An 11,923-nucleotide genomic window follows, 5' to 3' on the forward strand; every position below is an offset into this window, starting at 1 on the left:
GGTTTATTTACTCCTTTTTCCAGGACTGTAGCTTTCTTCCATCCTCTTCTCTACATCTTCTCTATAGTATGCCACCTCCTTAAAATCAGCATCTGCATAGCGCTGCGCCTGATCGTCGAAATGCGGGGAATCAGGATCTGCGCTTTGCCCTCCGGCAAGCAATGATTTGGCTTTTACCTTTTCTCCAAATTCCACTACTGCCACAAAGCTATTGCCCCGGTAACCATACAAGCGCTTGGTCTCCTCAGTAGCTCTGGCACCGTATGCCGCCAAAGCTCCCCAGGTTCCTGAAGCCAAACCTACCGGCACATAGGGCTTACTATCATCAAACTTCAAATCAATAGCACCTGTCAGCCGCTGAAACCTATTGATTTCAGACCAAGGCGTATTCCATGTGCCAAAGTCAGCATCCATCTGGGCCAGTGTACTTCGGAATGTTTCCAGAAGTTCGGTAGCTATAGGGGCAGGCTGCTCTCCCCTACCCGCATTAAATTCTATCAGGTTGTTAATACTTCCATGATTTCTCATAAAATTCCATCCAAAGAAATGTGCGATGGACATGGCCACAGACTCCTCTCCGGTGCGATAATCCCAAGCTTCCAAAACAGCCATAGCCTGGGTCAATTCAGGATCGGCCACTCCTTTTTGGTCATAAGCATTCAAAAGCATAGGAATCAACTTTTCAAAAGCTGGCAGATAGGGATCGTAAGCCAGGTCAATTAGCTTATCCAAAGTCAGGTCATCTGCATCTTCCAAAACACTAATCGCATGGAGCGCTCTGTAATTTTCAGCCTCAGGTGCCATATAAACCGGATAATCCTCCGGCTTGGGACTGAATTTTCCGGCTGAAGTATATGGGGTAGAGTTACAGTTTTGGATCCAGCCATTGGCAGGATTGAGTAAGGTGATGCTTTCATCCACTGTGTGCAATCCCTGCCAGTCGGAAGCTGGATCTGAACCATCTACTGGTTTGGAAAAATCAAAATCTTGGTTTCTTTTTGGGATAAAGTTTCCATGAAAATAGGCGATATTCCCCTCCGAGTCGGCATATACGGTGTTATTTGAAGAGTTGGTTCGAATGTTCATCATCTCTTTAAACGCTGCATGATTGCTGAGTTTGGTGCGGGTGAAGCTTTGCGTAAGCGCATTCACCGGGTCCCAATTGATCTTAGTCACCACCCACTTATCTTCTAGCTTATGGGTGACCGGACCATGATGGGTTCTGTACATGGTGAAGCTCTTTTCCTTCAATTCTCCAGCATCCTTATATTTCAGGGTAATCGGCAGTTCTTCAACTTCCCGATTTTCCTCTCCGTATTTATAAGTTAATTTACCTCCTGCCTCACTCACTTCCTCCACAAACTCATCTATAAAATCCACCCCGGTGGAGGTATGCATCCAGCCTGTCTTTTCATTGAATCCCTGATACACAAAAAACTGTCCCCAGGTCACCGCTCCGTAAGCATTTAATCCCTCTTCACTCACCACATGGACTTCAGGCCGAAAGTAGAAGGAAGTGTGCGGATTGATCAAAAGCATGGCATTACCAGAAGCTGTTCGGGAACCCGAGATCGCAATTCCATTAGAGCCTTTGGGCTCCTCAGTCAGATCCACCGGAGCTATACCGGCGCCATATTCATTCAAAGCCAAGGACTTATCCTCCCCATAAAAAGCAGCAATTCTTCTGGTGGGAATCTGCTCAATATCTCCGCCTATGGAGCCTTCACTGAAAAACATAGGCATCCATGGTTCGTATCGCGTAATCACCTGAGCCTTCACCTCTGGATGCGTGGCCAAGTAATAATTCACTCCATCTGCGAAGGCTACGCAAAGTTCTTTAAGCCAGTCTGGTGCTGATTCATAGGCAGCTTTGGCCTCTGCTTCTGTCATGTAGAGATTGGCGCGCAGGTCAGAGTAGATCGCCTCCTCCCCTTCCAGTTCGGCTAATCTTCCTGTAGCCCAGATATAGTTTCTCTCCACCCTGCGAAAATCATCTTCGCACTGAGCGTATAGCATTCCAAAAACAGCATCAGCATCGGTTTCGCCATAGATATGGGGAATCCCAAAATCATCCCTGATGATCTCTACACGCTCGGCTATTTCCTCCCAGCGTTCCTGTTCGGTCTGAGGCTGGCAGGCAAAAAAGAATAGAGGTAAAAGAAGGAGTAGTAAAGCTCTTTGCATAAAGTAGTTGGGTTATATTCTTCTTAGAGTATCCATATAGGTCTAGGCCCTATTTAGCCTAAAAAATATGGAACTCCTTAACTTTTGTAGGCAGACCAGCTGTTTTGCGGATGCCCAAGTATTTGCTTTTTTAGGTATATCCGCTTGCTTACCAGGAGCGAGAGAAGTTAAGGGTTAAGGTTTCTTTCAACGCGCTGTGGGCAGTGGACTGTCGTCGGTAGACGATTGTCCGTTACTATCCAGACACATTCTTTAACTACTGGCATCATTGCGGATAAGCATATACTTTTCTAAATTAATTCAATTTTCCTGATAGTCAGGACTTGAATTATTTAACGGTGCTGTTGGTAGTGATTGATGGGGAATTTGGCCATTAGATCAGTGATCAACTCCTCCGGGATCTGCTGAGCCTCCCGGTAGCCTCTGGCAATTTTCTCGATCTGCTCTGTGGAACTGGCGCCTATCACTAAGGAACCCACCGCCTCCTGACTTAGCCCAAACTTGATCAAAATGCCTTCGGGGGAATACCCGGTTTCCTTGATCATTTGCCCCACCGCATCCACCTCAGTAGGTGAATAATCTAAATAATTTGAAGCTGGCTTATCGATCAACTGGCCTTTGGCAAAAGCTCCGCGTACCAAAACCCGGGTCTGCGACTTGGACAAAAGCGGAAAAACTTCTTCCTCCGGTCTTCTGTCCAGGGGGCTGTACTGCATCATGATGGTAGCTGGATTTGCAATTTGCAGCACCTTCCTGATGACATTGGGACGTATAGAAGAAATCCCGTATGCCCTGATTTTACCCTGGGTTTTCAAACTTTCGAAGGCTTCAAAAACCTCTTCTAAAGGGTCTTCTAAAGTCCCCCCGTGCAATTGGTACAAATCGATATAGTCGGTATTCAGCCGCTTCAAGCTATCTTCCACAGCTTTTAGGATATAATCCTTTCTGGGGTTCCAGTCCCAACCGTTCCCATCCGGCCTCCATTGGTTTCCCACCTTAGTCGCGATGGTCAAGCGATCTCTTTGGGTTCGTATAGCCGCTCCTACCAGTTCCTCATTCAGTCCCTGCTGATACAGGTCTGCTGTATCCAGCAGGTTGATCCCGGCTGCAATCGCCCTTTCCAGGATGGCTTGGGATTCCTTTGGCTTGGCTGGCAGAGACATGCATCCCAGGGAAATCGGGCTGATCTGCATGGACAGGCCAGGTATTTTTCTTTTTTCCATGTATTCAAATAGTGATTTTTAAATCTATAATTCAAACACTTTGATTGATCTCTGTTTATTAAATAGTTAATAATTGAAGAAATTAGATGCATTCTTTCTTTAATCTCTATTTTTGAATTCTTAAACCTAGAAACATGAAGAGAATAGCTGTATTTACCTCCGGAGGGGATAGTCCTGGCATGAATGCCTGTATCAGGGCGGTCGTGAGAACGGCAATTTTTAAAGGAATAGAAGTATATGCAATACATAGAGGATATGAGGGGATGATAGATGGTGACATCAAGCGCATGCAGTCTCACTCCGTGAGTAATATTGTACAGCGTGGTGGCACCAAACTCAAGTCTGCAAGATCGCAGGAATTCCGTACTCCAGAAGGCAGAAAGAAAGCTTATGACAATCTGATGCTTCATGGCATAGAAGGCTTAGTGGCCATTGGTGGTGACGGGACCTTTACCGGAGCAAAATTGTTTTACGAAGAATTCGGAATTCCTACCGTAGGATGTCCCGGAACTATAGATAATGACCTCTATGGTACAGACTACACCATCGGCTTCGATACTGCCGTCAATACGGCTTTAGAAGCCATAGATAAAATCAGGGATACCGCGGCTGCGCATGACCGGATCTTCTTTATAGAAGTGATGGGAAGAGATGCAGGTTTTATCGCAGTGGAGTCAGCCATAGGCGGAGGAGCGGAATTTGTAATGGTGCCCGAGACCAAAACTGACCTGGATGCGGTGGTCAAATCACTCAAGCACCTTCGTAAATCAAAAACCTCTAGTATCATAGTAGTGGCTGAGGGTGACGATGCCGGAAATGCCCAGACGGTCATGGAGATCGTCAAAGATAAATTACAAGATTCAACCAAGGACTTCAAGGTGACCACACTAGGCCATATTCAGCGGGGCGGAAGCCCCACAGCTAGAGATCGAGTGCTTGCAAGTAGATGCGGAATGGCTGCTGTAGAGGGATTACTGGAAGGTTACCAATTCCACATGGCCGGTGTCATCAATCAAGAAGTTGTCTACACGCCATTTGCAGACTGCATTGGCAAATCAAAACCACTAATCCAGGACCATCTGAAACTGGTAGAAATCCTAAGTATATAAAATGGGATACATTCCACTATTTGTTATGCTGGGGGGAGCTTGCGTGCTGTTTTATCTCACGGTGAAAAACTCCCTCCAGCGAAAACTCAACCTGCAAAAAGAGTTACTTTTCAAATTGAATTCACTCAACCCCGAACTGGGCTTCGTGGTTCAGGATCAAGCTGACCCTGATTCGCTGGTACAAGCACTCAAGCAAAGACCGCTCAAAGAAAGTGTAGCTAAAAAAGCCCTCAAAATCATCCGGGAAATGAAGCTTAACCGCAATCAATATAATACCCTTCTACGCAAGGCTCCTTATAACTGGGTAGGCAAAATCGCTGGTTTTCAGTCCATCTGAGTAGCCAAAAAGCTCATAATCCCCTCCTGATCCTCCGGGGAAAACCAATTAATCTCATGGTCTTTTTTAAACCAGGTCAATTGGCGTTTGGCGTAGCGTCTGGAATTTCTTTTTAACAGACGGATGGCCTCCTCTTGATCGTATTCACCAGCCAGAAACCCGAAAATCTCCGAATAGCCCACGGTCTGCAGCGCATTCAGATCCCGCTGTGGATAAAAAAGCTTAGCTTCCTCAAAAAGCCCCTTTTCTATCATCCTATCCATCCTGAGATCTATCCGGCTATACAATTCATCTCTGGATCTTTCCAGTCCTATTTTAACCACCTTGAAGGGACGTTCCTTCTTTTTTTTCACCCGGAACGAACTGAATTTTTTTCCCGTACCCTTCCAGATTTCCAATGCCCTCATGAGTCGTTGAGGATTTTTTTGGTCCACCACTGCGTAATATTCCGGATCCTTTGCCTGCACTTCATTTTGTAAAAATTCCAGGCCTTTTTCCTCATATTCCTGGATGATTTGTAGCCTGATTGCTGGCGGTACCTCCGGCATTTCATCCAAACCGTTCACTACTGCATCGGCAAACAACCCAGAACCGCCAGTCATGATTACCACGCGGTGCTTTGCAAACAGCCGGCCTAGCAAGGCTATGGCCTCTTGCTCAAACTGCCGCACATCGTAGGGATCCTGAATAGACAAGCTATTGATAAAGTGATGTGGCACTTCGGCTAATTCTTCAGGGCTTGGTTTTGCCGTACCCAGCTCCAATTCCCGGTAAAATTGCCGGCTATCGCAGGAGACAATCTCTGTTTTGAATTTTTTGGCTAGATTTAGACAGACTTCGGTTTTTCCTACCGCAGTCGGCCCTACTACCAGAAGTAAAATTGCTTGATCAATCAAAATAGAGGCTAGGTATGACTTTGCCCAAAAATCCAAAGTATTGGCATGAAAACCAAAACCGTATTAATAGTAGAGGATAATAATCTCAATCGAAAGCTATATGAAAGTCTGATCGCACAGGTAACTCCCTGCGTGTCTGCGAAAAATGGAATTCAGGCCTTGAGCTATTGTTTGGAAAGCAAATTTGACTTGATCCTCATGGATATTCAGCTGCCCCAAATAGACGGAATCACCACCATGAGAAGGATTCGAAAAGAGACGCCCCAAAACTGCCCCATCATTGCTATCAGTGCCTTTGCGAAGCCTCAGGACAGGGCGAAGTTTATCAACATAGGCTTTGACGAATTCCTCTTGAAACCTATAAAACCCAAGGATTTTCTACTTTTCATAGAAAATTTCCTTCATGAGCAATGCGGAAATTCATCGGATCAAAACCCAACTAACCAGGCAGACCTTATTTTAGACAGGGACACCTTCAGTCAGCTCAGCAAATTCAATAATACCCAGGCAGTCAAAGCTGTTTATGATGATTTTGTCCTGGAGATGGATACATTGACTAAATTGATCCATCAACTGCTACAGGAAGGAAATCTGGAAGAAATTGCGAAAAACCTGCACACAATTAAGGGGAATTCTGGAACTTTAGGTGCGAATACCATTTATAAGATCTCTTCTGAAGCCGAGCAATTTGCTTTAGACCATAACTGGCCCCAACTTGAAGAGGCGATTCAAATGCTAAACTGCGAAAAGAAAATTTTTGAAGAATACATAAAAGATGAAAAAACTTTTGAACCATGAGTAATTCCCCTAAAATACTCGTTGCTGAAGACAGCTCTGTAATCATCAACTTGACAAAAAGTATACTTGCCTTTGAAAATTTTGAAATCAAGTCTGCTCGAAACGGCAAGCAGGTCTTGGAGCAATTGGAAAAAGATGACATAGACCTGATCCTAATGGACATCAATATGCCTGTTATGGATGGAGTAAGCTGCACTCAGGCCATCAGGAAACTGGAAGATCCGGTCAAATCAAACCTTCCCATTATTGCTATTTCCGGAAATCTAAAAAACTACACCCTAGACGAGTTTCGCAATTTGGGTTTCTCTGATTTCCTGCAAAAACCCCTGGATTACGATCAGGTATTGGCATTAGTAAAAAAACACCTCAGCTGATATGGCAGTAAAATACACCAAGCATTTTTTGGACAAACTTGAAAACCTCTTTGCATCATCTGACTACATGCTGCGGTACGAGAAGGGTAATTTCAAATCCGGCTACTGTGTATTGAATGACGCCAAAATTGTAATCGTAAATAAATATTTCCCGCTCGAAGGAAAAATCAATGCACTCATAGACATACTCATGGAGCTAAACCTGGACCCAAAAGATTTTCAGGACAAGTCCAATCATGATTTTCTGACCGAGCTGAGACAAACCAAACTTAAATTTTGAGAGTAACCTTTCTAGGCACCGGCACATCGCAAGGCGTACCCGTCATAGGCTGTGCCTGCCCCGTCTGTCAATCCTTAGACTTTAGAGATAAAAGATTTCGCTCTTCCATCCATATCCAAATCGGCGATACCAGTCTGGTAATCGATACCGGGCCGGATTTCCGCACTCAGATGCTGAGAGCAGGAATTACCCACTTGGATGCGGTGCTCTACACCCACGAGCACAAGGACCACACCGCTGGCCTGGATGACATCAGGCCTTTCAATTTCCGTCAGCAAAAAGACATGCCCATTTTCGCCAAAAAACAGGTGCTGGAGCAAATCCAACGGGAATTCTCTTACATTTTCACCGGCAAAAGATATCCCGGAGTGCCCCAGGTGGAGACCGTGGAGATTTCAGATAGGCCATTCACCCTGGCCGGAATCACCATCACTCCTATCCCGGTTTTTCATTATAAATTGCCGATTTTCGGATTTAGAATAGGAGATTTCACCTACATCACAGATACAAACTACATTCCTGAGGAATCATTGAAACTACTGGAAGGCACCAAGACCCTGGTACTAAATGCCTTGCAAAAAGACCCGCACATTTCACATTTCACGCTGGAAGAAGCTATAGAAATGGCTCAGAAAATCGGAGCAGAGGAGACCTATTTCACACATATTTCGCACAAGCTGGGCCTTCATCGTAGCGTGGATCAGGAATTGCCGGAGGGAATAGCCTTGGCCTATGATGGTCTTCAGCTAACTTTGGACTGATGCATCTCAATTACCATTTCCTCAAATTCCTTTGCCCGGAATTGCAGCTGGCTTTCAAGGGCAAAACCATAGTTTCTTGCTTTTCGCAAAATAAGGATGAACTCCTCATCGAAACTGAAGATGAGGGGGAAAGCAGGTTTATCCGTGCGCATTTCCTAGCTCCTCAAATTTACTTTTCCTTTCCACAGAATTTTCAGCGGGCAAAGAGAAACAGCATCAATCTGTTCCCTGAAATCATCCATGATGTCATCCTGGAGTGCAGCGTTTTTGATTTTGAAAGAGCCTTTTGCTTTCTCTTGAAATCCGGCAATAGATTGGTCTTTAAACTGCATGCCAACCGCAGTAATGTGCTGCTTTATCCGGAAAATTCTAGCCTCCCCAGCACTTTGTTCAGAAACAATATTTCAGAAGATAAAGAACTGGGATTCAGTAGTCTAAACAAGAATTTTGATTTAAGCAAAAGTGCTTTTATCGAATTAGAAGGCAATGCGTCCAGGTTTTTGCCGACTTTGGGAGCCTTGCCTAGAAAATGGCTAAAAGAGAGAAATTATCCCTACACAGACCTGGAGACCAAATGGAACTTGATGCAGGAGTTATTGGACATGCTGGACACACCGCTTTTTTCTTTGGTAGAGAAAAATGAAGAAGTGCAGCTGTCTTTGCTACCTGAGGAGGAGGTAATCAAAAGCTTCTCCAGCCCCATAAAAGCAGTCAATGAGCTTTTCTATCTGGCTTTGGTCAGAGGGAACTTTGAACGAGAAAAAAAGTCTCTGCTCAAAAAATACCAAGAGCAAGTAAAGCGCAGCAAATCCTACGTAGAAAAATCCACCAAGAAACTGGAAGAACTTAGGAATTCAGCCCCTCCCTCCCAGCTTGCGGATGTGATCATGGCAAACTTACATGCCTTTCAAAATGGAAATTTAGAGGCTGAATTGCTGGATTTTTACAGTGGAGAGCAAGTCAAAGTGAAACTAAAGCCCAATCAAAAACCCCAAGATCTGGCCGCATCCCTGTACCGCAAAAGCAAAAACAGAAAACTGGAATGGCAGCAGCTGGAAAAGACCATCTCCGCCAAAAAGGAGCAGCAACTTTTATTTGAGCTTAAAATAGAAGAACTGGATAACATAGGGGATTTTAGAGGACTGAAAGCCTTCAAAAAACAAAATGGTGAGGACAAAGCATTGCAAAAGGAAAGTGTCATCCTGCCGTTCAAAGCTTTTGAATTTGAAGGCTTTTCGATTTGGGTGGGCAAGTCCGCCCAGGCAAATGATGAAATGCTCCGCGGATACAGCAAAAAAGATGACCTCTGGCTGCATGCCCGTATGGTCCCCGGCTCTCATGTTTTGATCAAAGCTTCGGGCATGAAAATCATTCCCGCAGGAGTTTTGGAAACAGCAGCTCAGCTCGCAGCCTTTTACTCGAAAAACAAAAATGAATCCCTGGCTCCTGTGATCTATACCGAAGCAAAATTTGTAAGGAAAGTGAAAGGCTCACCAGCAGGATCAGTGGTAGTAGAGAAAGAAAAAGTACTGATGGTGGTTCCCAAAGGCCCAGAAGAGCTTTTTGGCAAAGGAGATTAATTGATGCCAAAGCTTCGCATGAGTTGCTAGCGACTCATCTGACCGGAGGATGCTTGAAAAATCCTCCAAAAAAAAGCCTCATCACTGAGGCCTTTTTTTTGGAGGTATGGTTTTCTTATTCCACAATGTGGATTTTTAGCATATTGGTTTTACCATTTGCTTTCAGGGGCATGCTACCCGTATTGACAATGACATCGCCAGAATTCACGTGGTCGTCCTTTTTCAGCGTGTTCTCAATGTCTTTGAAGGTGGCATCAGTGGATACCTGGTCTTCGTAGAAGTACGCTCTTACTCCCCATACCAGGCTCATCTGCGTAATCAAAGGCTTATTCTTAGTGAATACGAATACATCGGCAGAAGGTCTGTGGGATGCTATTCTAAAGCCAGTGAAACCGGATGCGGTAATTCCCACTATGGCTTTGGCTTTCACATTTCTAGAAAGTCTAGAAGCCATCAAAATCAAATTATTGCTGAGGAAGGTGTCGTCATCTTCAGCTATTTTATAAAGGTTGTGATAGATATCTGCATTTTCTTCCAGGTAGCTGATGATGCTGCTCATGGCTTTAACCGCATTTACCGGGTATTTTCCAGAGGCTGTTTCTGCTGAAAGCATCACTGCATCAGCTCCATCGAGTACAGCTGTAGCCACATCATTGGTCTCTGCGCGGGTAGGACGAGGATTCACGATCATGCTCTCCATCATTTGAGTAGCGATGATCACCGGCTTGCAGGCCAGTTTACACTTCTCTACGATTCTCTTTTGCCATAATGGAACTATCTCCATAGGAACTTCCACTCCCAGGTCTCCACGAGCCACCATGATGGCATCGGTAGCTGCTATGATCGCGTCGATATTTTCCAAAGCCTCAGGCTTTTCGATTTTTGCCACGATCTTACATACTTTACCTTGCGCTTCGATTCGCTCTCTCAGGTCTTCTATGTCCTCTGCAGATCTTACGAAAGAAAGTGCAATCCAATCCACTTCCATTTCCAGGCCAAAGGCCAGGTCTTCTATATCTTTTTCAGTCAGTGAAGGCGCGCTTACCTTGGTATTGGGCAGGTTGATTCCTTTTCTAGACTTCAGGATCCCCCCATGCACCACAGTACAGTTTACATTTTTACCGTCAGTATCTATCACTACCACTTCCAGATTCCCATCATCAATCAGGATTCTATCACCGGTCTGCACATCATTGGGGAGATTTTGATAGACGGTACTTACCAGGCTACTGCTCCCTACCACAGGGTCATTGGTAATGGTAATGGTCTCTCCCGGTTTTATTTCCACCCCATTATTTTCAACCTCTCCTACTCTGATTTTCGGGCCTTGCAAATCTTGCAAAATCCCAAGATTTAAATTTTCTTCCTTGTTGATCCTACGGATGATTTTCACGACCTCAGCATGGATGTCATGAGTACCGTGCGAAAAATTAAGACGAAACACATTAGCTCCAGCGGCAGCCAAACTTTTTATCGTCTCATAATTATTGGAAGCAGGGCCTATAGTAGCGAGAATCTTGGTTTTATTGAAATTGCTCATTAGAGAATTAATATGTTAATAGGTTTTCTTTTGATTTTAGTTTGTTTACATCCAGCTTCATCACGTTTTGAATGAATGGGTTTTTCGCCAGCTGGTTGGCAAATGTATTAATACTTATTTGAAAGGTCTCGTCCTGCAGTAAAAGGAAATAGTCCATTGATTTCAATTCGGGCACCAGGTAGGCTACCTGATTGGTGGAGTTTAGGGCTTTATTTTTCAGCAGCTGAACAAATCCATGGGGTAAAGAAAGGAAATATTGGGAGATTTTCAGCGTAGGAGCGGTCATAAATTCCAGTTCAAGATCTTCCCATTGCACCAAATCCAGCTGTAAATCCCTATTGATCAGCCAGGCCATTTTATAGTCCTTTACAGGGGATACAAGCCCTAAAAGCTCAAAGTCATACGTATGTTCTACTAGTAGTTTGGTCTTCTTCATTGAGGAAGAAAATGAATGAAAACAAAGTTAGAAATTATATTCCAACTTGGAGGAATGACTAATTGCATAAAAATTTACTTCGTTCTTTTCTTTGTCAATTAGGCATTAAATATATTTCTTTGCGAAGTGTTATTAACTAAACTGATCACAAAATGTCTGAAATTGCACAAAAAGTAAAAGCCATCATTGTTGACAAACTTGGCGTAGAAGAGTCTGAAGTAACTCTAGAAGCAAGCTTCACCAATGACCTTGGTGCTGATTCTCTTGATACTGTAGAATTGATTATGGAATTCGAAAAAGAATTCAACATCTCTATTCCAGATGATCAGGCGGAGCAGATCGGTACTGTTGGACAAGCAGTAACCTACTTGGAAGCTAACGTAAAATAATAATTCCTAAATTCAT

13 protein-coding genes are annotated in these 11,923 nt (G+C 44.2%); 8 read left to right on the forward strand and 5 right to left on the reverse strand.

What is annotated here, in order from left to right; genetic code table 11:
* Nucleotides 1–3 precede the first annotated feature (3 nt).
* Both PBT90_RS11460 and PBT90_RS11465 read right to left on the reverse strand, forming a co-directional pair.
* Nucleotides 4–2,184 carry an acylase gene (locus PBT90_RS11460; protein ID WP_270129375.1) on the reverse strand — a complete coding sequence of 727 codons (2,181 nt, stop codon included), beginning with the start codon at nt 2,182–2,184 and terminating at the stop codon, nt 4–6.
* 332 nt (nt 2,185–2,516) lie between these two features.
* Nucleotides 2,517–3,407, reverse strand: coding sequence for an aldo/keto reductase (locus PBT90_RS11465; RefSeq protein ID WP_270129377.1), 891 nt, complete (start codon nt 3,405–3,407; stop codon nt 2,517–2,519).
* A 134-nt stretch (nt 3,408–3,541) separates the two neighbouring features.
* Between PBT90_RS11465 and pfkA the strand changes: the two genes are divergently transcribed.
* Nucleotides 3,542–4,516, forward strand: coding sequence for a 6-phosphofructokinase (gene pfkA, locus PBT90_RS11470; protein ID WP_264810714.1), 975 nt, complete (start codon nt 3,542–3,544; stop codon nt 4,514–4,516).
* A 1-nt stretch (nt 4,517) separates the two neighbouring features.
* Complete coding sequence (locus PBT90_RS11475) at nt 4,518–4,853, forward strand: hypothetical protein (RefSeq protein WP_270129379.1); 336 nt, start codon at nt 4,518–4,520, stop codon at nt 4,851–4,853.
* Here the strand turns inward: PBT90_RS11475 and miaA are convergent.
* Complete coding sequence (gene miaA / locus PBT90_RS11480) at nt 4,841–5,749, reverse strand: tRNA (adenosine(37)-N6)-dimethylallyltransferase MiaA (RefSeq protein WP_270129382.1); 909 nt, start codon at nt 5,747–5,749, stop codon at nt 4,841–4,843. The two genes, PBT90_RS11475 and miaA, sit on opposite strands and share 13 nt — an antisense overlap.
* 45 nt (nt 5,750–5,794) lie before the next feature.
* On the opposite strand from miaA, the gene PBT90_RS11485 reads away from it, so the two are divergent.
* The 5 genes from PBT90_RS11485 to PBT90_RS11505 are packed head-to-tail and all read left to right on the forward strand — an operon-like array spanning nt 5,795 to nt 9,542.
* Nucleotides 5,795–6,547, forward strand: a complete 753-nt coding sequence (locus tag PBT90_RS11485; RefSeq protein WP_270129384.1) for a response regulator — start codon at nt 5,795–5,797, stop codon at nt 6,545–6,547.
* Entirely contained in the window at nt 6,544–6,921 is a 378-nt protein-coding gene (locus tag PBT90_RS11490) for a response regulator (protein WP_264810718.1), read from the forward strand. Before PBT90_RS11485 ends, PBT90_RS11490 begins: the two co-directional genes overlap by 4 nt.
* 1 nt (nt 6,922) lies before the next feature.
* Nucleotides 6,923–7,201, forward strand: a complete 279-nt coding sequence (locus tag PBT90_RS11495; RefSeq protein WP_264810719.1) for a hypothetical protein — start codon at nt 6,923–6,925, stop codon at nt 7,199–7,201.
* Nucleotides 7,198–7,962, forward strand: a complete 765-nt coding sequence (locus tag PBT90_RS11500; protein WP_270129387.1) for an MBL fold metallo-hydrolase — start codon at nt 7,198–7,200, stop codon at nt 7,960–7,962. The genes PBT90_RS11495 and PBT90_RS11500 overlap by 4 nt, the downstream gene beginning before the upstream one ends.
* Nucleotides 7,962–9,542, forward strand: coding sequence for an NFACT RNA binding domain-containing protein (locus PBT90_RS11505; protein ID WP_270129389.1), 1,581 nt, complete (start codon nt 7,962–7,964; stop codon nt 9,540–9,542). The genes PBT90_RS11500 and PBT90_RS11505 overlap by 1 nt, the downstream gene beginning before the upstream one ends.
* Nucleotides 9,543–9,657: 115 nt before the next feature.
* Here the strand turns inward: PBT90_RS11505 and pyk are convergent, their stop codons facing one another.
* Entirely contained in the window at nt 9,658–11,082 is a 1,425-nt protein-coding gene (gene pyk / locus PBT90_RS11510; protein WP_270129391.1) for a pyruvate kinase, read from the reverse strand.
* A gap of 7 nt (nt 11,083–11,089) precedes the next feature.
* Entirely contained in the window at nt 11,090–11,518 is a 429-nt protein-coding gene (locus PBT90_RS11515) for an IPExxxVDY family protein (protein ID WP_264810723.1), read from the reverse strand.
* 152 nt (nt 11,519–11,670) lie between these two features.
* Here PBT90_RS11515 and PBT90_RS11520 point away from each other — a divergent pair, with 152 nt between their 5' ends.
* The gene (locus PBT90_RS11520) at nt 11,671–11,907 is read left to right on the forward strand and encodes an acyl carrier protein (protein ID WP_057940051.1); all 237 of its coding nucleotides are present in this window, start codon (nt 11,671–11,673) and stop codon (nt 11,905–11,907) included.
* The last annotated feature ends 16 nt before the right edge of the window (nt 11,908–11,923 follow it).

Origin of the sequence: Algoriphagus sp. TR-M9 (assembly GCF_027594545.1) — a bacterium.
GTDB lineage: Bacteria > Bacteroidota > Bacteroidia > Cytophagales > Cyclobacteriaceae > Algoriphagus > Algoriphagus halophytocola.

What these genes read in the sequence shown, in the direction of transcription:
- PBT90_RS11460 (WP_270129375.1), bottom strand. Translation starts at nt 2,184, where the DNA reads ATGCAAAGAGCTTTACTACTCCTTCTTTTACCTCTATTCTTTTTTGCC.
- PBT90_RS11465 (WP_270129377.1), bottom strand. Translation starts at nt 3,407, where the DNA reads ATGGAAAAAAGAAAAATACCTGGCCTGTCCATGCAGATCAGCCCGATT.
- pfkA (WP_264810714.1), top strand. Translation starts at nt 3,542, where the DNA reads ATGAAGAGAATAGCTGTATTTACCTCCGGAGGGGATAGTCCTGGCATG.
- PBT90_RS11475 (WP_270129379.1), top strand. Translation starts at nt 4,518, where the DNA reads ATGGGATACATTCCACTATTTGTTATGCTGGGGGGAGCTTGCGTGCTG.
- PBT90_RS11485 (WP_270129384.1), top strand. Translation starts at nt 5,795, where the DNA reads ATGAAAACCAAAACCGTATTAATAGTAGAGGATAATAATCTCAATCGA.
- PBT90_RS11490 (WP_264810718.1), top strand. Translation starts at nt 6,544, where the DNA reads ATGAGTAATTCCCCTAAAATACTCGTTGCTGAAGACAGCTCTGTAATC.
- PBT90_RS11495 (WP_264810719.1), top strand. Translation starts at nt 6,923, where the DNA reads ATGGCAGTAAAATACACCAAGCATTTTTTGGACAAACTTGAAAACCTC.
- PBT90_RS11505 (WP_270129389.1), top strand. Translation starts at nt 7,962, where the DNA reads ATGCATCTCAATTACCATTTCCTCAAATTCCTTTGCCCGGAATTGCAG.
- pyk (WP_270129391.1), bottom strand. Translation starts at nt 11,082, where the DNA reads ATGAGCAATTTCAATAAAACCAAGATTCTCGCTACTATAGGCCCTGCT.
- PBT90_RS11515 (WP_264810723.1), bottom strand. Translation starts at nt 11,518, where the DNA reads ATGAAGAAGACCAAACTACTAGTAGAACATACGTATGACTTTGAGCTT.
- PBT90_RS11520 (WP_057940051.1), top strand. Translation starts at nt 11,671, where the DNA reads ATGTCTGAAATTGCACAAAAAGTAAAAGCCATCATTGTTGACAAACTT.